The 20429-nt window shown below is 44.6% G+C and carries 15 protein-coding genes; 2 read left to right on the top strand and 13 right to left on the bottom strand.

All coding sequences use genetic code 11. From position 1 onward, the window contains the following. Nucleotides 1-13 precede the first annotated feature (13 nt). From ACFTRD_RS09330 to ACFTRD_RS09285, 10 genes are all read right to left on the bottom strand, one after another. Nucleotides 14-478 (bottom strand): SRPBCC family protein, encoded by a 465-nt coding sequence (locus ACFTRD_RS09330; protein ID WP_379381253.1) that lies wholly within the window; start codon nucleotides 476-478, stop codon nucleotides 14-16. Nucleotides 479-656: 178 nt separating this feature from the next. Continuing rightward, the gene (locus tag ACFTRD_RS09325) at nucleotides 657-1748 is read right to left on the bottom strand and encodes an HD-GYP domain-containing protein (protein WP_379379092.1); all 1092 of its coding nucleotides are present in this window, start codon (nucleotides 1746-1748) and stop codon (nucleotides 657-659) included. Nucleotides 1749-2026: 278 nt separating this feature from the next. Further along, nucleotides 2027-3862 carry a UbiD family decarboxylase gene (locus tag ACFTRD_RS09320; RefSeq protein WP_379379090.1) on the bottom strand — a complete coding sequence of 612 codons (1836 nt, stop codon included), beginning with the start codon at nucleotides 3860-3862 and terminating at the stop codon, nucleotides 2027-2029. A 310-nt stretch (nucleotides 3863-4172) separates the two neighbouring features. After that, nucleotides 4173-5510 (bottom strand): sensor histidine kinase, encoded by a 1338-nt coding sequence (locus ACFTRD_RS09315; RefSeq protein ID WP_379379088.1) that lies wholly within the window; start codon nucleotides 5508-5510, stop codon nucleotides 4173-4175. After that, entirely contained in the window at nucleotides 5507-6175 is a 669-nt protein-coding gene (locus ACFTRD_RS09310) for a response regulator transcription factor (protein ID WP_192266771.1), read from the bottom strand. The genes ACFTRD_RS09315 and ACFTRD_RS09310 overlap by 4 nt, the downstream gene beginning before the upstream one ends. Before the next feature lie 28 nt (nucleotides 6176-6203). Next, the gene (locus ACFTRD_RS09305) at nucleotides 6204-8168 is read right to left on the bottom strand and encodes an ABC transporter ATP-binding protein/permease (protein WP_379379085.1); all 1965 of its coding nucleotides are present in this window, start codon (nucleotides 8166-8168) and stop codon (nucleotides 6204-6206) included. Nucleotides 8169-8439: 271 nt separating this feature from the next. Beyond that, nucleotides 8440-9732, bottom strand: coding sequence for an amidohydrolase (locus ACFTRD_RS09300; RefSeq protein ID WP_379379083.1), 1293 nt, complete (start codon nucleotides 9730-9732; stop codon nucleotides 8440-8442). 74 nt (nucleotides 9733-9806) lie between these two features. After that, nucleotides 9807-10100, bottom strand: a complete 294-nt coding sequence (locus ACFTRD_RS09295) for a hypothetical protein (protein ID WP_090896901.1) — start codon at nucleotides 10098-10100, stop codon at nucleotides 9807-9809. Between the two features lie 266 nt (nucleotides 10101-10366). Further along, complete coding sequence (yidC, locus tag ACFTRD_RS09290) at nucleotides 10367-11239, bottom strand: membrane protein insertase YidC (RefSeq protein ID WP_379379081.1); 873 nt, start codon at nucleotides 11237-11239, stop codon at nucleotides 10367-10369. Nucleotides 11240-11618: 379 nt separating this feature from the next. Further along, on the bottom strand, nucleotides 11619-13238 hold the full coding sequence (locus ACFTRD_RS09285; protein WP_379379079.1) for a DUF4153 domain-containing protein: 1620 nt from the start codon (nucleotides 13236-13238) through the stop codon (nucleotides 11619-11621). 133 nt (nucleotides 13239-13371) lie between these two features. Here ACFTRD_RS09285 and ACFTRD_RS09280 point away from each other — a divergent pair, with 133 nt between their 5' ends. Continuing rightward, nucleotides 13372-15162, top strand: coding sequence for an ABC transporter substrate-binding protein (locus ACFTRD_RS09280; RefSeq protein ID WP_379379077.1), 1791 nt, complete (start codon nucleotides 13372-13374; stop codon nucleotides 15160-15162). Between the two features lie 59 nt (nucleotides 15163-15221). Here the strand turns inward: ACFTRD_RS09280 and ACFTRD_RS09275 are convergent, their stop codons facing one another. Together ACFTRD_RS09275 and ACFTRD_RS09270 are read right to left on the bottom strand one after the other, a co-directional pair. Then, nucleotides 15222-16574 (bottom strand): FtsW/RodA/SpoVE family cell cycle protein, encoded by a 1353-nt coding sequence (locus tag ACFTRD_RS09275; RefSeq protein ID WP_379379075.1) that lies wholly within the window; start codon nucleotides 16572-16574, stop codon nucleotides 15222-15224. Then, nucleotides 16571-16906, bottom strand: coding sequence for a PadR family transcriptional regulator (locus ACFTRD_RS09270; protein WP_379379073.1), 336 nt, complete (start codon nucleotides 16904-16906; stop codon nucleotides 16571-16573). The genes ACFTRD_RS09275 and ACFTRD_RS09270 overlap by 4 nt, the downstream gene beginning before the upstream one ends. 301 nt (nucleotides 16907-17207) lie before the next feature. Here ACFTRD_RS09270 and ACFTRD_RS09265 point away from each other — a divergent pair, with 301 nt between their 5' ends. Next, a complete protein-coding gene (locus tag ACFTRD_RS09265; RefSeq protein WP_379379071.1) occupies nucleotides 17208-17792 on the top strand; it encodes a P-loop nucleotide/nucleoside kinase family protein in 585 nt (194 codons plus the stop codon). Between the two features lie 183 nt (nucleotides 17793-17975). Here ACFTRD_RS09265 and ACFTRD_RS09260 read toward each other — a convergent pair whose 3' ends face one another. Continuing rightward, nucleotides 17976-20126, bottom strand: a complete 2151-nt coding sequence (locus ACFTRD_RS09260) for a cytoplasmic protein (RefSeq protein WP_379379069.1) — start codon at nucleotides 20124-20126, stop codon at nucleotides 17976-17978. Nucleotides 20127-20429: the final 303 nt, after the last annotated feature.

Genomic DNA, 20429 nt, shown 5'->3' with positions numbered 1-20429 from the left:
AAATATCATCTCCTCATATCGGATTTGTCCGCTGTTGCTCTAGCAGCTCCTTTAACTTCAAATTGCGACTCACCAGAAAAGCCTGCATATACCTCTTGAGGACAATTCGCTCTGCGACCCAACCCAGAACGCCAAAAGGCGCCTCAAATCTCAGCGTATCTCTCATGCAAGTCATCTGTTCATCCATTTTAATGAAGCTGTGTTCATGTCGCATGCTCTTAAAAGCACCTTTCTCCATCTGGTCCACAAAGAGATACGGACGATTGTACTCGGCTATCCGGGAAGTCAGCCTCTGTCTTACCCCGAAATGGCTTGCTTCAAAAGTTACTGTATCACCTTCGCCAATTCTGCCCGTTGTAACACCAGCTACAGCCTGCTCACGGGTATGTTTCCAGACTGTCTGGGTATGGATATCAATGTCCCGCGCATAGTCAAAACATCGCTCGATTGGGGCATATATTGTTATCTCGGTTACCACTTCAATCAAGAACAATCTCTCCTTTTCATCCGTTATGCACTCGGCGATATCCCCGGCACTTTGCAAAGTATACTCCTGGTCTCTCTGGAGAACAACGCAAGGCATGACAATATTTATAGAAAACGGGCCCCCTGTTATCGTACAGGAGACCCGTTTTCTATAAGTTTTATTTGCTAACCTAGATGATTAACTCATTAATGGCAAGCGTGCGCTCTTTGGACAGATCCCGATATTGTTCCGACTCCACCTTGATTAACGGTTTGAAAATATCGGAAGTATTGTTCATGACAATAACGCCCCGCTCGCCGTTGCTCAGGAGCACTTGTTTACCAATAAAATTGGGAAGTAGATGCTGCATCAACGCCTGAACCGGCTTCTCGTTTAATTTGCCGAATCCCATTGCATAGATATCCCGCAGATTGTTGATCAGGTTCGGATTGCTGCTTCCGTGGCTGCCAGATCTCATCCCGATGTAAATGTCAGCAACAGAAACAATTTGTGTATATGGATGAATCTCTTCTTTCTTAAGCTGCATCGGATATCCGGTGCCATCTTCAAGTTCATGATGCTGAAGGGCCACCAGTGCAGTAGCTTCATCCGTCATGGAACTTTTGATAATATCATGACCATAGATGGTGTGGCGATGCAATTCGAGCTGTTCATCAGCTGTTAATGGTTCCGTCTTGTTACGAATCCGGTGGGATACTTTGCATTTGCCGATATCGTGAAGATAGCCGCCGCGACTGATCTGGTAACTCTCTTTCTGAGAATAACCAAGCCAGTTGGCAAGGTAAAATGACAACAATCCAACCTGAATGGAATGTGTGTAGTTATTCACATCATCTCGTTCCAGCATCATCAGAAGATGAACAACATCCTTTTGCTCATCCAGGCCTTCCACCATCGGTTGCAGCGCATCATCCACCATCGTAGCATTGAACTTGCCTACCGTCAGTGCTTCGAGAAAAGCAGATTGATAATTATGTACAGTTTGTATAAATTGTGACTTCATCTCTTCTTCAGGCGGTTCTTCCTTGGTGCTTGTGCTTGCTCCAGATGCAAATTTTGCTGCAGCAGCAAAGAATTCCGCTTCCGTGATCTCTTCCTCGCGTGGTTCAATATCCACATAATCTACGCGGTGCTGCATCAGCAAGGTGATATCTTCACTTTTGATTACAGTACCCTGGCCCAGAACGTGTAATCCCGCTTCGCTGAATGTATCCGCAGTCAGACGGTCTCCATCTTGCAGGTTCATAATATGGATTCTCAAATCGGTATTCCCCCTGAACAATCATTTATAGTCAACAGCACCCGTTACATCGGGTCCCAAAAATCCCTATACTACTTTATATCGATAAATAATCGCTTTTTATCCATAGTTCAAACGACCTTAATCACAGAAGGAAATACGAACGTATAAGACTTTATCCTCATTCCCATTTTAGGAAAAAGTCCCGGTTTCGATTCCTTCTACTGACAAGGAGGTCTAACTATAAACATATATAAGCAAAAAGCCCAGAATAATCATTGGGCTCTTTACAATTCCAACTATATTTTGATCGAGCTCAGACTCGCTCCCTGCGCGAAAAAGCGTTCAATACGTTTCTCAACAGCGGGGTCCGGAATAAGCGGTGGTGCCTGATGCGGCTTGACTCTGGCATCAATGATGATCTGGTCACAGCCCCAATGTTTATAACTGTAACCGCTGTTCACCCCATACATATCATGAGATGGGTTACTGCGAGTAAATGTTGCCCACAAGAAGTTGCTGAGATTCGCACTCAGGAAAGAGCTGTCATCACATAAGATGATCATTGGACATGAGGACAGATCTCCTTTTTCGCTCAGCAGATCCGTGAATGTCTTCATTTCTTGCTCTGTATCCGCATAAGTGGTGAATGGTGCTCCCTGAACGGCAACAATTCCTGGCATCACGAGCTGTGGATTCGTGTAGCCTCGAATGTTCTTTAGTGACTCCGGCACGTCTCTACACAGCTCCCGAATTTTGTCCCCATAGGCTGCAAATATAACCTTACTGCCGCTATTCAATCCGGTTCCGGAGTAATCCAGCGTATCAATCGTCGTATTGGTATGGAAATGAATGTCCCGTTGCAGATCCATTCGTTCCAGAATGTACGTCAGGAATTCCTCTTCCCGATGCGTATCCAGCGATTGCTGATCCTCTGCCGTAATAAACAGGTATTTCGCCAAGCTGAGTTGGCCGGTACCGAGAATTCGACTTGCAATCGTCAGCAGCTCTGTGGGCTGTTTTACGGTCTGATACGGAGTATAACGCTCACTCCCAATTGCAAACAGAAGTGGATGAACCCCTGCTGCATCGACTGCATGGACTTCTTTTACCCCCGGAATCTCCTGTTTGATGGCATCCCCTGTAATTTCGTGAATCAGATCCCCAAATGCCGTATCCTCTTGCGGAGGACGACCCACCACAGTAAATGGCCAGATCGCGTTTGGCTTGGCGTATACTTTATGCACTTTCATTAGCGGAAACGGATGCGTCAGACTGTAGTATCCAAGATGGTCTCCGAACGGTCCCTCAGGCTTCGTCTCATCTGGGTAGATATCCCCCGTGATGACAAAATCGGCGTCATTGCTGATGCAATATCCATCCTTATAACTGTAACGGAAGCGGCGTCCGGCAAGTAATCCGGCAAAAGTCATTTCACTGAGTCCCTCCGGCAAAGGCATGACCGCAGAGAGCGTATGCGCCGGTGGACCGCCAATAAAGATGCTCACTTTCAGAGGTTCTCCCTTTTTGACTGCCTTGGCCTGATGAATACCGATCCCGCGATGAATCTGGTAGTGCAGTCCAATTTCCTTGTTCAATTCGTAATCATTGCCACTTAACTGTACCCGGTACATGCCCAGATTGGAATTCATGATTCCTGGTTTGTCTGGATCTTCCGAATACACCTGAGGCAGCGTAACGAACGCTCCCCCATCCATGGGCCAATGCTTGATCAATGGCAGATCGGATATTTCAATTTCTTGGGCAGTTACGGGCAGACTGATCGACTTCTGCTTGGGCAAAGCCTGCCAGGCGGCAAGACCTGTGCTGATATGCTGAAATGGTGTTTTGAGTGTCTTCATGGGATCGTCACGCACCGCCATAACTCGCTGTACGCCTTCAAGCGTACCACGGAACATGAATTTGCTTCGTTCCACGGTGCCAAACAGGTTCGAAACGGCCTGGAACTTCGAGCCTTTCACATTTTCGAACAGCAGCGCCGGCCCTTTCGCCTCATGCACTTTCATATGTAACGCTGCCATCTCCAGATGCGGGTCAACTTCTTCCTTCACCCGAATCAAATGCCCGTGCTGCTCCAGATCGTTAATACAATCTTCCATATTGCGATATTTCATTGGATGGCTCCATTCTTTGTATATTAATAGATGCTGCGTACAGTCGATTAATTTATATGTTCATATATTCACATAGACGTGGAGAATAGTTCACAGAATAATACGCGTTGAACTTTCAACTCTAGTTTCACTACCAAATAGACTCATTCTTGCGTCTCTTCTATCTTATCAAATGATCTGCCACTAAACAAAACAATATATGAAAATCGGTATGCAGACAACGCATTAAAAAGCAATATTTAAGCAACCTGAGTCCTGTATTACGGGGAACCCGATTGTTTAAATATTGCTACGTACTGCTCTGACTTGCTCAGGTTGTAGTAACCAACCTGGGAATCTTTACGGTAAACTGTGTGCCTTCTCCAACGCTACTCTCCACATCGATTGTACAATGATGCAGCTTCAAAATTTTAATCACAATGGAAAGCCCTAATCCATTCCCTTTAAGCACGCTGCTACGTGCTTTGTCTACCATATAAAATCGATCGAAGATATAAGGAAGGGCTTCCTCCGGTATGCCTTGCCCTGAATCTCTAATACATACCTTCACAAATGGTGTAGACATCTCAATCTCTACATGAATGGTTCCCTCTTGCCCTGTATATTTTATCGCATTGTTCATTAAATTTTGCCAGACCTGATCGAACAGGTCTTTATCCACCGTGATTTCGCAAGGTAATAAATCCAATTCAATCTTTATATTTTTGAGTGCCCACTGTGGTTCCGCCAGTACGATAGTCCTTCTTAATTGTTCATCTAACTGGAATGTGGTGAAATTAAACGGATGATGCTCCGAATCAAGAGAGGCTAATCGAAGTAGATTATCACTAAGCCTGGACAGGCGTAATGTTTCCTCATATATGATATCCAAATGTTCTTTCTGCTCTTCTAATGGAATAACGCCATCCTGCAGCGCTCTTGTGAATCCTCTAATCGATGTAAGCGGAGACTGCATTTCATGGGAAACGTTGCTGACAAAGTCATCACGAACAGAGTCTATTTTTTGCAACTCGCTGGCCATATGATTAAAACTCTCCATCAACTCACCGAATTCATCTTGATTATGATGCTTCAACCGAACCGATAAATCGCCTGATGCCATTTTCTTGGCTGCAACCGTTAGCCTTTTGATCGGCTTCACAATGTACCCCGACATGAACAGGATTAATAAGCTTCCAATGACCAAGACTGTAAATAGCGATAGGAGGAGCGTGTTTCTCAGATTATGAAAAATGGACGAAAAATCACTTTGGATCAGAAGTGCACCGATCTTATCGTTCACTCCGGGAACACCCACAATAGCAGTTCCATCTTTGTTGGATAAAATAACCGCATCGGCTGGACTCGCCTTAAATAACGAATTAACTTTTTCCTTTGGTAAAGAAGAAAGAACTTCACTGTGTTCATTCACAGAAGTTATGTTCAAGCCGTATCGTGCAAAGATATCAAAGCTAGATTCAACTTTCTCCGGATCATCGATCAGGTTTATTATTGCAGCGATATCTTCAGCAACGCTGAGAATAGAATGGTTCGGAGTCTTTTCCTGAGAACGAATATTAATTATAAAGGAGAGAATCAAACTGGCAAGAACAATACCAATAAATGTAGCTACGATTCGAAGACGCAGGCTTTTCCTCACCATTTTCATGCCAGCTCCAGACGATATCCAAGTCCTCTTACTGTCGAAATTACGAGCTCAGGGATCGACTCCAATCGTTCTCTTAACCGTTTGATATGCACGTCAACTGTGCGCTCATCGCCTTCGTAATCCATTCCCCATATATCTTCAATAAGCTGTGTGCGTGTTAATATTTGCCCTGACGAACTCGCCAGAGCAAATAACAATTCACATTCCTTCTTTTTCAATTCAACCGTTCGATCTGCTGCAACAACTGTCAAATTGCCTAAGTCAATCGTTACACCACCTATGTGAATCACATTCGATGATATCTTGTTGTATCTCTTCAATAACGATTTCACACGCAAAATTAACTCAACAGGGTCAAAAGGTTTTACTAAATAATCGTCTGAACCTGCATTAAATCCTCTGACTTTATCCTTGGATTCGCCTTTGGCAGTCACCATCAGAATCGGCATATCCATATAAGATCGAATATCTTCCGTCAATTCAATACCATTGATCCGAGGCATCATCACATCCACAATCGCTAAATCGATTTTTGTATGAGATAAGAGTTCCAGTGCTTCTTGACCATCAGCCGCTTCCACTACGGAAAATTGACTTTTTTCGAGATAAATTCGAATTAGTTTGCGGATATGGGAATCATCATCAACCACAAGAATGGAGTTCATTTATCCATTATCCTTTCCGCAAATGTATTTATTCATATCGTAAAGATTCCATCGGATCCAGCTTGGCAGCCTTCGATGATGGCATCAAACCAGCGATGATACTAATCACTGTACTTACAACGATTCCGAACACAATATAATATCCGGATAGATTAATCAGTTTTGCTCCAAAAGCGTTATCCAAGAAAATATTTAACACGTAGCTAATGATTACTGCAAAGACTACCGCAATGATACCACTGAACACACCTAATAAGGCAGATTCGGAAAAGAATATTCGCTTGATATCTTTCTTTCTTGCCCCGATCGCTCGAAGAATTCCTATTTCCTTGGTCCGTTCCACTACACTAATGTAAAGCACCACCAATATCATGATACCGGATACGATTAATGAAATTCCTGCAATACCCGAGAGAACAATTGTAGCCATGTTCACATAAGTCGTGATATTCTCCATCATTTTTGCCGTTTGGGAGCCAGAGAAACCTGCATCCACAGCGGCTGTATTAATATCGTTCACATATTTCATATCGGTGGCATAGGCATTAACTTGAATTGGGCCAAGGGTAATCCCTTTGTCCGTATACATTTGCTCAAGTGTCTGTGATGAAAGATATCCTGGGGTCTGTTGCATTGGAGTTCTTTGTTCCGTTGCTTCATACACCCCTGAGATGATAACTTCTTTTTCTAATATGATCGGTTTATGGTTAGCATCCATTTCATTAATATATAGATGGATGGACTTGCCTATCATAGATTCAGGTTGGTCATTTCCACTGAGTTTAGTCGCCGTTGTCTGCGGTAATAAGATTTGATTGGCTTCGGGTAAAGTTCCTGCTGTAATCATTTCTTTATCAAAAGCATCCGTAAACGTTGTTAACTGTGTGAGTCCCTCCGTTTGTTCTTCATAAACCAGAGTCGATTTTCCATCCACAGAGGTGATCGTCTGCACATGATCCACATTCGGGAAATTACGAATGGTTTCAATATCTGCGTCCGTAAACGTCTGACCTGTTGCCATCAAGGCTTCCGGGCCGCGCATGTCTTTGGTTTCTTCACTGGGTTTAGTGATGTCCACGAGTAATGGGTCCATACTTGCACTAATCTCGTTATTCATATAACTCGTGATTCCATTGCCTAAAGAGAGCATCAGAAGTACGCTTAAAATACCTATGGACCCACCCAATGCTACCAATACATTACGCTTGGCATTGAGTTTCATATTCTTGAGAGCCATTTTGAAGGACGCCAACAGGCCCAGGTTTCGGGAAGGATCTTTATCACCTTGGTAGATCGTTAAGGAAGGATCTTTTAAATACATATCATCCTTAATCCGTCCCTCTTCTACTTTTACAATACGCGTTCCGGAATCGGCCACTTTCTGGGAGTGGGTTACGGTAATGACCAACATCCCTTTTTGTGCTATGCTGTCCAGCAGTGCCAGGATTTGGTCTCCATTTTCCTTATCCAGAGCACCCGTAGGTTCATCAGCCAATATAATGTCGGGATTATTTGATAAGGCGCGAGCTATGGAAACCCTTTGCTTCTGTCCACCAGACAGCTGATTGGGACGTTTGTTCAGATGATCCTTCAGTCCGACCTCGGTCAGAATATCTATGGCACGTTTATTACGTTCCTTCTCACTTGTATCCGTCATTTGCATGGCAATTGTAACATTTTCCAAGACAGATAAATGTGGAATGAGATTGAAGTTCTGAAACACAAAGCCAATGTTATTCTTCCGATAATCATCCATTTCTTTTTCAGTCATGGCACTTAGGTTCTTTCCGCGAACAAGGACATCCCCTTCATAATCGGAGTCCATCCCACCAATAATATTCATCAGGGTCGACTTGCCACAACCAGATTCACCAAGGATGGAGACAAATTCCCCGGTCTCAAAGCTTAGGTTCAAACCGTGGAGCACCGGAACCTTTTCCTTACCATACAACGTGTATGATTTCTTCACATTTTTAACTTCTAATATTTTCATCTGGGTCTCTTCCTCTCCTGGTCATGCGCTATTTCTATCTATTTATTGCTTCATATCCTAACAAATTTATGTGAACTGATAATGAACTGGGCAAGCCACGTCTGCCTGCACGCAAAAAAAGACATCCATACTTACTTGAAGTGAATCATGTCAAGTAAGTATGGGTGTCAAACCACGATATTTACACGAAACAAGCCGAATCCATGTTGCTTACAGGACTCAGCTTGTTTCGTTTTACTAGTATTTGTTTTTGCCGATCCATACCCTGCCGTTAAATCCCTTCAACAATACGCTTCGCCCTAACGTTCACCTCACGGTAAAGTTCTTCTTCATCAATGGTCAGCAACTGCCTGTCTCTCATCAGCACACGACCATTCACAATCGTGGTATCCACATCCGCACCATTCACGCTATAGGAGAGCAATGATTCCAGTTCGTGAACAGGCTGCAAATGCGGTTTCTTCAGATCAATCAAGATCAGGTCAGCCTTGCGTCCTGCCTCCAGCACACCCACATCGTGCTGAATATTTAGGAGTTCTGCACTTCCGCGGGTAGCCATCCGAAGAATAGCTTTTGCAGGCAACCGGGTAGGGTCGCCATAATCCAGCTTCTGCAGCCAGGTCGCAGCCTTGATCTCTTCAAACATATCGACGGTTGTCGCACTTCCTGCTCCATCGGTTCCAAGACCCACGTTAATTCCCTGTGCAATCATCTCAGTGATCGGAGCGATTCCGCATCCCAGCTTCAGATTGCTGACCGGATTGTGCGCCACGCCGCCACGCATGCCTTTCAATCTGCCAATATCCCTGCGATTCAGGTGTACGCCATGGGCAAGCAATACATGTGCTTTTTCAAACATGCCTGCCTCTTCCAAATACTCGGTTGGCGTCATGCGATAGCGTTCACGAATCTTCACGACCTCTTCTTTTGTCTCAGCCAGATGAATGTGAATGGGCACGTTCTCCTGTACCGCCATCGCAATTACTTCCTGCAAAGGTTCTACCGGACAAGTATAGGGCGAATGCGGTCCATACATCGTCGTAATTCGGCCCTCAGCCTTACCAGACCATCGTTGAACCAAATCTACGGCTTCCTGTACTCTGCGTCCTCCATCATCCTCTACGAACACCATTCCCCGTGTCAGTGATGCCCGAATACCAGTTTCCGTTACCGCTTCTGCAATCTCATTCATATGAATGTACATATCCGCGTAAGCTGTGGTCCCTGATCGGATCATCTCGGCGATGGATAATTGGGCCCCCCAGTAGATGTCTTCCGGAGTCATCCGCGCTTCTGCGGGCAGCATCTTGCGGTCCAGCCAGTCCATGAGCTTTAGATCATCAGAGAATGCTCGTAACAGACTCATCGGTGTATGCTGGTGAGCATTGATCAGGCCCGGCATGGCCAGTTTATGTTTACCGTCCATTATGTCATCACCCGGTTGAGGCTGGATGTGGGGAGCGATCTCTGCGATACGGTCGCCTACAATGCGAATATCCCCCTTGAAGGGGGCATCGGTGTCTTTCATCGTTAAGATGGTGGCTTGCTGGATTAACATGCTCATTCGTTTCACAACTCCTCGAGGTTTGGATTGCCATACTTCCCAATCCGAGGATAAGCCTTTACGTAACGGCAAGGTCAAGTTAATTTTTGAGTCGTCATTGTTCTGAAACTTTGAATGAAAGGCTTTGGATCTATGTTAACCATATAAGGGTACACTCCGGTGCTCGTATGCAGATAAAAAAAGCCACCTTCATTCCCCATTCTCCGAAAGGACATGTCGAACACTTCCGTAATATTAAACTCCCGGTATTTCGTTACAATCTTGTCCGAATACAGGATCATGGACCGATCGCTCTGCAGTATCTCCTGTGCGAGACCCGTCACTTCTCTTTGTACTTTGTAATAAGGCAATACAGCAATGCAGTTCATGATCTCCCTCCGTCCTAGCATGATTATTTGTTCCATCATAGCAGATCAGAGAGCCTGAGCAAAAAATGTTCCTTCAAGATTGACGGATTGGAGCAGAACCGGATCAGATTGCGATCAGACTCGTTATGTCCTGGACGTACAAAAAGATGCCTTGTCCCATGGGACAAGGCATCTTTACGTTAAATGAAGGTGAAGAAAATATCAGCTATATCAACACATACGTTAAATTTATGTGAACCTACCGTACCCTTCTCACGAATGGACAATCAAGACTTGGCGGGTTTGGCAGGCTTCTTCACAGATTTAATGTTCTTTACCTGCACAGCAACGGGCTCTTGCGGGTGTTCAACCGGGTACAATTTGCGGAACAATAACGTCTGCAAGACCAGGAATGAACCGCCAATCGTCCAATACAGCGGCATCGCTGCCGGTGCCGAAAGAGAGAAAAAGGCCATCATCAAAGGAGAGATATATCCCATGATTGCGAACTGTTTTCGCTGTTCTGGCGCCATATTGGCTTGCGAAACCTTGGCTTGAATCAGATAAATGACAGCTACCACCACTGCAAGCACATAGTCAGGCGCTCCCAATTTGAACCACAAAAATGAATGGGATGACAGCTCCGGCGTAAGCCGGATAGCAGTGTAGATACCTGACAAAATGGGCAACTGAATTAGCATTGGCAAGCATCCAATATTCAGTGGATTGAACTTGTGCTTCTTGTACAGCTCCATCGTTTCCTGCGAAAGCTTCTGCTTATCGGCCGGATCGTTTTTGCCCTCATACTTTTTCTTGAGCGCATCCATCTCCGGCTTCATGGCATTCATGATCACTCGGGTACCTTGCTGAGATTTGGCTTGTCGCATCATCAATGGTAACAACGCAAGACGGATAACAAGAGTAATCACAATAATGGCTACTCCATAACTTCCATTGAAAATCGTTGCGATGTGCTGAATGAGATACGACAGTGGAAATACAACATAATGGTTAAAAAACCCCGGTGTTGATGAATTAATCTCTGAGACGTTGTTACTGCATCCAGCCAGTAGCATGACTGCAAACAGAATTGCAATCAGGCCATAGATCCGTCCCTTGCCAGATGTAAAAGTGAACCCCTTGCTTGTCTTATGTTCCATATATATCCTCCTCGTTGATTTGTAGAAAATTCATACAACGAGGACTGGCAATCTGGTTCATCTTCATCCGGGGATTCTCTTCGTCTGACGATTCGACTTAAAGCTTCAGGTCTGTGTTGTCTTTCCAAGGACAAGGCTGGTAATCCAGGTTCCAGACCGCCTCCGGCCCCACCTTCCATCCAGTACTCTGTAATGCCACAATGCAGATGGGCAATATAAGCATAACTGACTGTGAAAATGAGTCCGATTGAAAATATATAAGGTATCAATTCATGAAGTTCAAACAAGGGATTCACCCCCTTTATAGGTTAGTTTTTATAGTATAACACTTACATATTGATTTTGCATAAATTCATTGCTGGAAAACAGGTAGATGAATTCATTCCATTCTCCATTTGGACAATTCTAGCCTAGCTCTATGTCTTGCCGTATTAAAAGAAGTCCATGAACTCTCTGCTTCACCCAAGTCGAAGTTGGCTTGACGATCCAACATTTCCCCTTTCAGATTCGGGTACTCCCTCTGGGCAAACTCTCGTAGTAGAGGAACGGCATCTGCAGATAAACTTGCCAAGTAGGATGCATCAATAATGCCTGTCTGATGATATCGTGCAATATTGAGCTCCGCAATCCGTTTATCCATACCCACATAGTTGACTGTCACATAAGCTGTAAGGGACAGTACTATATACCAGCGGATCAACGGTATGGATGTATAACGGATTCGAAGAGCGGCAATAAGCAGCAGCAAAGCCAGAAAAATCATAAATGCATGTACGAGAAATCGAATGTAGGTATATCCGTAAGCCTGTTCATAAAGGTTGAGGCGTATAAACGCCGAGTACAGCATGATTGCGGAACAACCCACCAGGACAAAGAGAAGCACCTGATGCACAACAGAACCTACTTTGCCGCTTGAACGCGTGAACTGAAGAGCGATGATCAGGATGAAAAAATTAATGCCTGTTACCAGGATCAGCTCCACAAATCCACTTCTTGCATACTCCGCATAAGACAAGTCTGACGGAAGATGCCCCTCACCCGCTCCAAAAAGATAAGAAAATTGTACAAGCACAAACAGAACGTACACACAGTTGATAACCAGCAGCATCGTGCCCATAATGACGGGGTCCAATCTAAGAGGTACACGATAAACTTGAGAATGAATCGTGTCTGATAAGATCTTATTCGTTGTCTGATTCTCTTGTATGGAATTCACGGAAACGTCTTCTCGCTCTTCGATTTCTGAAACAGCTACAATAGTTTTTTCATTTTTCCAATGTGCATTCTCTCTTTTCTCCGCTTCATATTGCATCGGCTGCACGAATCCCCATACGTAACTGAACAATAAAACGCCCGCAATGAGAATCCAGATCATTCTCGGCAGCCCTGGTGTCAGTGTCAGTTGATTTAACCATTCCGGAAAACCAGATAAATACTGATTAAAAATCCCATCTGCCGAGGAGAGCAGTGCTACGACCACGATGAGGATGGGAACGGATGCTATAAGGCCAATGAATACTTTGAAAGCAACCGTTTTCTTTGTTTTGCCCAATCCCCGCCCTCCTGTTTTCACCACAATACTTGCAACAGTTCCCCAATGGCGGATGGATTGTGGTAGCAAATGATCCAATGCGGTACCGATCAATCCAATATCCCACCATTGTCTCTGCTTTCTGCCGACTAGATAAGTCATATGTAAGATAATAAGCCCTGGTACGACCAGGAAATTAAGTATACGCAGCGGTTTATTGTCGTATAACAGAAACGTCAGCGCCAGCATCAGCACCACCCCAGCCACAAAAGCATTAATCATGGTCAATGGCCGCATGCGGTCTCTGGCAAACAAGAACATAAAGCCATAAAAGAGGATAACAAATATGGGATAAGAAACACCAAGCTCCTTGCCATAGAACAAATACTGATGAATGATTGCCAACATCAATGCAGATAGTAGCGTAATTAAAGCGCGATTGGGTGAAGCCATTATTTTATCAATCATGAGAAATACCTCCATTATCTTTCTAGGTTTAATTCTAGATGATAAAATAAGAATATAAATAGAAATTAAAAACGATAAAACTTCTTATTTTATTATATTGCATCAGCTACAACCTCCAGGGGGAATCAAAACCTTGAAATTACATCAGCAATATTTACTGCTCCATAGCCAGTTTGGTCAACTTGTAGAGCATGAAGTAACGCTTTCTGACCTTGCGGAACTGCTCGAGTGTACACACCGTAACACATTAACGATCGTCAAAAAAATGATTGCCCAAGACTGGATACGGTGGGTGTCCCAGCGCGGACGTGGACGGCGTTCTACGCTGACCCTGCTTGTTCCGGCTGACCAAATTGCAGCAGAATACATGATGCAGGCCATGAATCGCCGGGAGTTGCAGCAAGCCGCCGAACAGGTTGGTGCTTATTCTAATTCTACGACAATGCAAGATCATCTAAACCAGTGGCTGCTTGGTTATTCTGGACACCATACGGAAGCTGGTAGCCATTATGAGCGAATTGATACGCTCAGGTTACCGATCCGCCAACAACTGCATGCGCTTGATCCGCTTTTTATCAATTTGCTGGCAGAATCTTTTGTCACCAGTCATGTGTTCGACGGGCTGGTTCAGCGAAATGAGCAAGGAGAGATCGTGCCCTGTCTGTCTCATACCTGGGATGTCAGTCCAGATCGGAAGACATGGTTCTTTTATTTGCGTAAAGGGATTTCTTTTCACAATGGGCACCTGCTGACAGCCGCGGACGTGGTGTATACATTTGAACGACTGCAATCCACAGAACGACGGACATTATACCGCGATGTAAGCAAACGAATTCTATCGATTGAAGCAGTGAATCCCTTGACCGTTTGTTTCAAGCTCAAGACCCCTCACGAATTGTTTTTGCCCTTTCTTTCTACGAGCCGTGCGGCGATTGTTGCTTCACAAGCGACGTATGAGCATTATAAAGATGGAAACAACGAACCCGATGTATCGAATACCATGCCGAAGCCTATAGGAACAGGACCTTTCAAGGTCACAGCCTGGGATGATCACCTATGCAGACTTGAAGCTTTTGCGATGTATTTTCAAGGCCGAGCCCATCTGGACCGGGTAGACATTCTACAAATTCCGTGGAGTGCCCCTGCACATGTGGATGAAAAGCAAGATATTGAATCTCCCTTCTTCCACCTTGTTCATAATCCATCTTCGTCTGAGAGTAGGGACTGGACACAGATTCGTGCAGGCGTGATGGTGCGCAAATTACTCACTTGTAACACGCAAAAAAACGGACCGTTAAACGATCCGGATGTAAGGGCATATGTTCAGGCGTGTATTACTAAATTGTATGGGAATGGCATGAATGAAAGTAATGAAGGTGATCCAGGAGATGCAGGAGATGCTGATAAAGTGTTGATGAATGCAGAAAAATTGACTCATTTGTCTCAGCACCCCACTTTTGATCTCCCGACCCCCTTGCACATCACAACCATTCCTCAGTATCGGATGGATGCTAGACGTTTGGCATCGTCATTGGAAATGTACGGCTTCACATGTACAGTCCGCATAGGCACGATGGAGCAATTCAAAGGGAACCTGAGACTGGAATCCGATCTGATTCTCTTCTCCCTGATTCGGGACCGGGACGAAGAATTACGCAGATACGATCTCTATCTCACTTTATCCGAACATCTGGAGGACTCTTCCAAGATGAGTGTACAAGAGATGCTGCAAACCGTTGTTGCTTCGCAAATAGCAGCAGACCGAACTGCCGAACTGGATCGGATCGAACAATTTCTGGTGCAGCGGAGTCTATTGTTCCATTTAACTGAAAAACCTGTGGAGACTGCCTACCTGCCTTCCGTTCGTGGCCTCTCCTTCAACAGCCAGGGATGGGTAAACCTCCGTCACATCTGGTTCCCGTGAATGTCCGTTTACGAGCCTAACCATACCTTCGTTTCAGGTACGGCTATGAATTTGGATGCCTATGAACTGATCAGTGGGTCAGCATCCACCTTCTGCCGTATTTTTTCATTTCTCTTCGATATGGTATCCTTCCGACGATAAATACCGAGAAGTAAACCGAGCATCGCATAATCATAAATCAGGTGATTTCCATATCCAATAAAAGGAAAGGAAATACTCAGTATTGGAGCCTTACCGGTGGTCATCGCCAACGAATAGATGATTTGCATTGCAAACATGGCGGTAATACTGACAATAATCATTCGACCGAAATCATCCCGGATACGAGGAAGTATCTTCATCATACTGGCAACAAACCAGATGACACCCGCCAATAATAGTATCCCGGCTGACCAGCCAAACACATCAATGAGCAGAACACCTGGGTAATTATAATAACTCGTTTTAAACATGTCGAACGTTGTATCAATCCCGTTACCCCACCAGCCAGCTGATCGAATAACTTCAATAATGGAATTGTTGCTATAGCCAATCCCGTAAGGGTCATCCTGAAGATTCAAAACGACAGACAGCCTCTCCAGCCGTCCGTATTGATCCATAAAAAACAATAGCAGTACAAAAATGCTTCCTGTTATAACAGCACCCATGGCTGTATAAAGCCATTTTCGCGTGATCCAGCCAAATAAAATAATGGACATTGTGCCAAGCAGAAACAAGCGGACCCAGTCTGACATTTGAAACAATAGTACTGCTGGTAACGCTACCATCGAAATGTATGTCATCATGGATTGCATATTGAAATTTGAACGAAGCTTATCCATTATAATTGCGCCAATTGTAAGTGGTAGAACCCACATTGAAAACGTCGTCACATCTAGCACAAATCCGAATGGTAACACCCAAAACCTATTTATACCATTGTAAGTTGAAGATAGCATTGGATTGATCCACAGCATGGCATTAAGCAGAATATAGATCCACCAGGCCGCTCTTTTAAACTTTCGATAATCAAAGTAAATAAAGAACAACATGAATATGAAACCCATAACAGTGTATATTACATGATTGCTGTACAAGTCCTGATACATTTTTACTGTGACATTCGTCGTAAAAATCCACATTAACAACAAGCTAATTATAGACAAACCAATTAATCCAACTAATAATCCCCAATGCATACGATGACGATGCAACCGGTGCATGCTTTTGCCCACGACTGCGGGATCACCCATCTGTTCAATGGCGTATGCAGCTGCCTCCTCTTGGCTCAGTCCCTCTTGCTCCTTGTCCAACATCATTTCTTCCATATGGTTACCAAGCTCATCACGCAGATCCGTATGTACTTCACGTGCCTTTACCTGAATACACATTTGATCAAGATACTGTTTAATCTTCTCATGTCGATCCGTCATGTTAAGCCTCCCTCCCCAAGCACCCGATCTACGGCACCACGGAATAAAAGCCATTCAGCTTTTTTATGTTGTAACGCCTCCACACCCTTATCACATATGGAATAATATTTACGTTTCCTACCTTCAACTTCCATCCAGTAGGACTCCACCCAACCCTCAATCTCCATCGCGTGCAGAATGGGATATAACGTGCCTTCTTTCAAATTAAACACACCTTCGGATTGACGATGAAGTTCCTTAATCAATTCATATCCGTAAAGCGGCTGTTCCTTCAGTAGCGTAAGAATCAATGTCTCCGTACTGCCTTTAATCATTTGTTTGTTTACCTGCAAAGCTGTCACTCCCTTTTGTTCATGCTTTCACGTCCAAAAACAATAACTACACTTTTACTACTTCTTAAAATTCAACGTGAACCTACATAAAATCACTTGGCTATATACATCGGAAATCTATGCATAGTAAAACTAGGTATTATATTACCTGATTCTTCCTTTTCTGTCTAGCTATCAATTGAAGCCGTTTATGATAAAATAAACAAGTCATTTCACATCTGAAATATCATTATGAATCTTTTTATTTTTAGTTTTCATCTTACATATTCGTTCCAACCACTATGAGGAGGCAATTCAAACCATGAGTAAACTGATTTTCTTTCTCGGCGGGGCCGGGAGCGGCAAAACAACCCTTGCCAAAGCCCTCTCGCATAAACATAAAGCTGCTTTTTTTGATATGGATATTCTGCTGCGTCCAGCTGCCGAAGCAATAATGACCCTACAGGGACTCGATCCATCCGATCGGGATTCACCGGAATACAAGCGGCTGTGCCGTGACCTGGGATACCGTATTACGATGGATGCCGCACTGGACAACGTGCAATTGGGTATCGATACTGTTGTTGTGGGGCCCTTTACCAAAGAAATCGGAACTCCGAATTGGATCGAACAGGAACTCGCACGGATCGGACGTTCCCTGGATGATACGGATGTACGTGTGGCCTATATTTATCTGGCCAACGAAGCATTGTATCGCGAGCGAATTACAGCCAGACAATCCCCACTGGATGAGTGGAAGCTGGAGAACTGGGACACCTTCACAGCCTCACTTACCCGTAAACAAGTGGCCTGGCCGCTGCCCGACTCAGCCGTGGCTTATATCGATAATTCAATAGAAGATTACCATATTGCGCTGACTGAAGTGGAACAGTGTATGTATGAATAACATGAAGAATCCATTAGGCCACATTTCCAAATTCAAGCAAGCTATAAGGTATCGACTGTTGCATCCAAGAAATATAAAGACACAGCTAAAAGAGGTATTTGCCAAGAAGACCTTGATGGGCCAACATGATAAATACCTCATACCATTTATATAATACGAGACCAGGCTTCACGCACTCCATCCTTACAAAAAATGCTCCAAAATACGTCCCTGTGCCAATGGTGTAATCACCGTACGATCCACAGCAGGTCCTTTGGTCAGATATTCCGCTACTTCAGCTACACGATTGGACTCCAGTTCCGCCGTAAACACAACATTCGCTGCACCCAGCGTCTCCACCAATTTTCCACGCGCGGTGGCATGCAGCATGAATAAGGTGTACAGATCAGGACGTCGCAGCTCGGTCATGGCTCTTGCGATCGATGCGAGACCTGACTTCATGCTCTCTACATCACTATGTATACTAGGGAACTGCTCCAGTCCAAGGTCACACCATAACATACGGCGCTCCTGCAAATCTATAATAGCTGGCATACCTATATGTGCACCCATCGCCAGATCAATCCGGTCCTGTACTGGGGACAGTTCAAAGATATCACCAGACTGCGGCGCCTTTCGCATCATCCATCCTGCATAAAACTCGGACACTTCACTGCATGGGTGATCCGCAAAAAGGTTTACCCTCATTACAATATAACGTGCCCCAAACGTACATGCAGAAGGCATATGTATATCGATGTACTCCGCCGCACCATCCGGTACAACTACAATATCGCCGCTATGTAAAGCCTGAACATTATCCGACATGGGATGGACATAGGAAACCTGATCCAGATAGTACCAATCCGAATCGTATACCACACCGGACAGATCGATTTTCACACTTCTGGTAGAAACGGAGGCCCCACCGCCCTCTCCCCACCAAATAAAAAAGCGAACCGTATCACCGGCTGGTAAAGGGACCCATGATCCACGAGATAGAAATTTATGCGATTTGCTTACTGAGCCACTCCCCTGCGGTATGGTGTAATCTTGCAGTCTTTCGTCAATGTAGACATTTCCGAATGAGGGCAACTTCGCAAAGCGATTCAGCAAAACATCCTCCACTGCTGAGATGATTACATGAACATCCTGAGCATCCATGGGTGGTAACGTCTGTGCAGAAACATACAGCTTGGCTATATTTCCTTTCGGAAAAAAGTACCTCCGCTCTTGAACATTCACTCTGGTCCGAAAATGAGTAAGTACATGGAGCAATGCAGGCGTAGAAAGTTTGTCTGCCACAGCTTCCAATTTGCTCACCACATCCCGCACCGCAACACCCGAACGAATCATCCGATCCAATTGCCGTACCATTACATCTGGCCGTTCAGCCAGTGTAGTCAGTATGAGTGGACTATCCATTTGTTTAAAAGCATGCTCCACCCTGCCTGAAAAAGTAAACGGGCGTTCTCCAGAGCGTAACTGTTCAATGGCTTTCACCGCTTTTGGATAACGTTGCCGATATTCTCCCGGATGTAGTCGTTCAGTTAATCTTAGCCAACGTCCTTTGTAACGAAACAGCTCTTCCAACGGTTCGGGAACAGACTCTAACAAAGCAAGCATCAAACGACGCTCAGATCGGTTGAATGAACGAAAGCGCGCGTTCCGCTTCAGACTGACATCACCATCGGAACAAGCTACAGCCAGCCGCAGTATGTCTGTTGCTGTTCGCAAATACCGCTGGAAATGCGCCAATGAAGCTCGTCCTGCACTTAACCATGCGGCACAATAGACTGCTGCTTGCTCGTTTACAAGTATTTGATCCAGCTCGAACAGATCCCATCCATCATACTCCGTCGCGAACCAAATGAACTGCTTTTGTGCAGCGGGTGACTTTGGCGCTTTGGCTGCGAGCAAGTTCAGTCCGATTCGATGAAATTCAGCGTGATCACCGAGGTCGATCACACGAAGTCTGGTCTGGCCAAGCCATAATATCCGTTCATCTGGTTTGCTTTCCTGCAGCTGAAGTGTCCAATAATGCATCAATGCGTTCAAGTAAAGCTCGCTCTCATGAATATTCATCAGCTGATCAGGATACGTGGGAACGCTAAAGTTCCCCATAAGATGCCCACTCGTCATCTGACGGAGTTCCTCCATTACTTGATCAAACCAGAGCATAAATGATTCTTGTTCCCACGTACTCAGCATATCAATTAGCCTGGTCGAAAATGTATATCCCAGCAACTCCAGATGTTTCAGTGCTGTCGCCAGAACACACTCTGGCAACATGCCATCGCTCTCTGTAATGATTACCTTAAGTTCCCTATTCAGATAGATTGAAAATAAGTCCATCGCCTGTAATCTCCCTGAAGATCATATATGTCTACTTTCTTTTCCATCCTACTTCTAACTTGCGACCAGCTAACGATCAAATTTATCATTCTGTATAAAAAAACAAAAATCAGGAGAGCGGCACCCCTAATACTGAACGAAAGGTTTAGAAGGAAGGGACGCCATAGCCTGATTATTCCATATTATAGCCCAGAATTTTCGATATTGGCAAATGAACAAATTAGTATAATGCCTCATTGCGGGATCACGCAAAAAATTTGCGGAACCTCCCTCGTAAATACACGCTTATTACGGGGGCTCAGA

Origin of the sequence: Paenibacillus sp. NPDC056933, assembly GCF_042674385.1 — a bacterium.
In the GTDB taxonomy this organism is placed as follows: domain Bacteria; phylum Bacillota; class Bacilli; order Paenibacillales; family Paenibacillaceae; genus Paenibacillus.
Note: the sequence above shows the minus strand (reverse complement) of the source record. Positions and strands in the feature narration are given on the sequence as shown.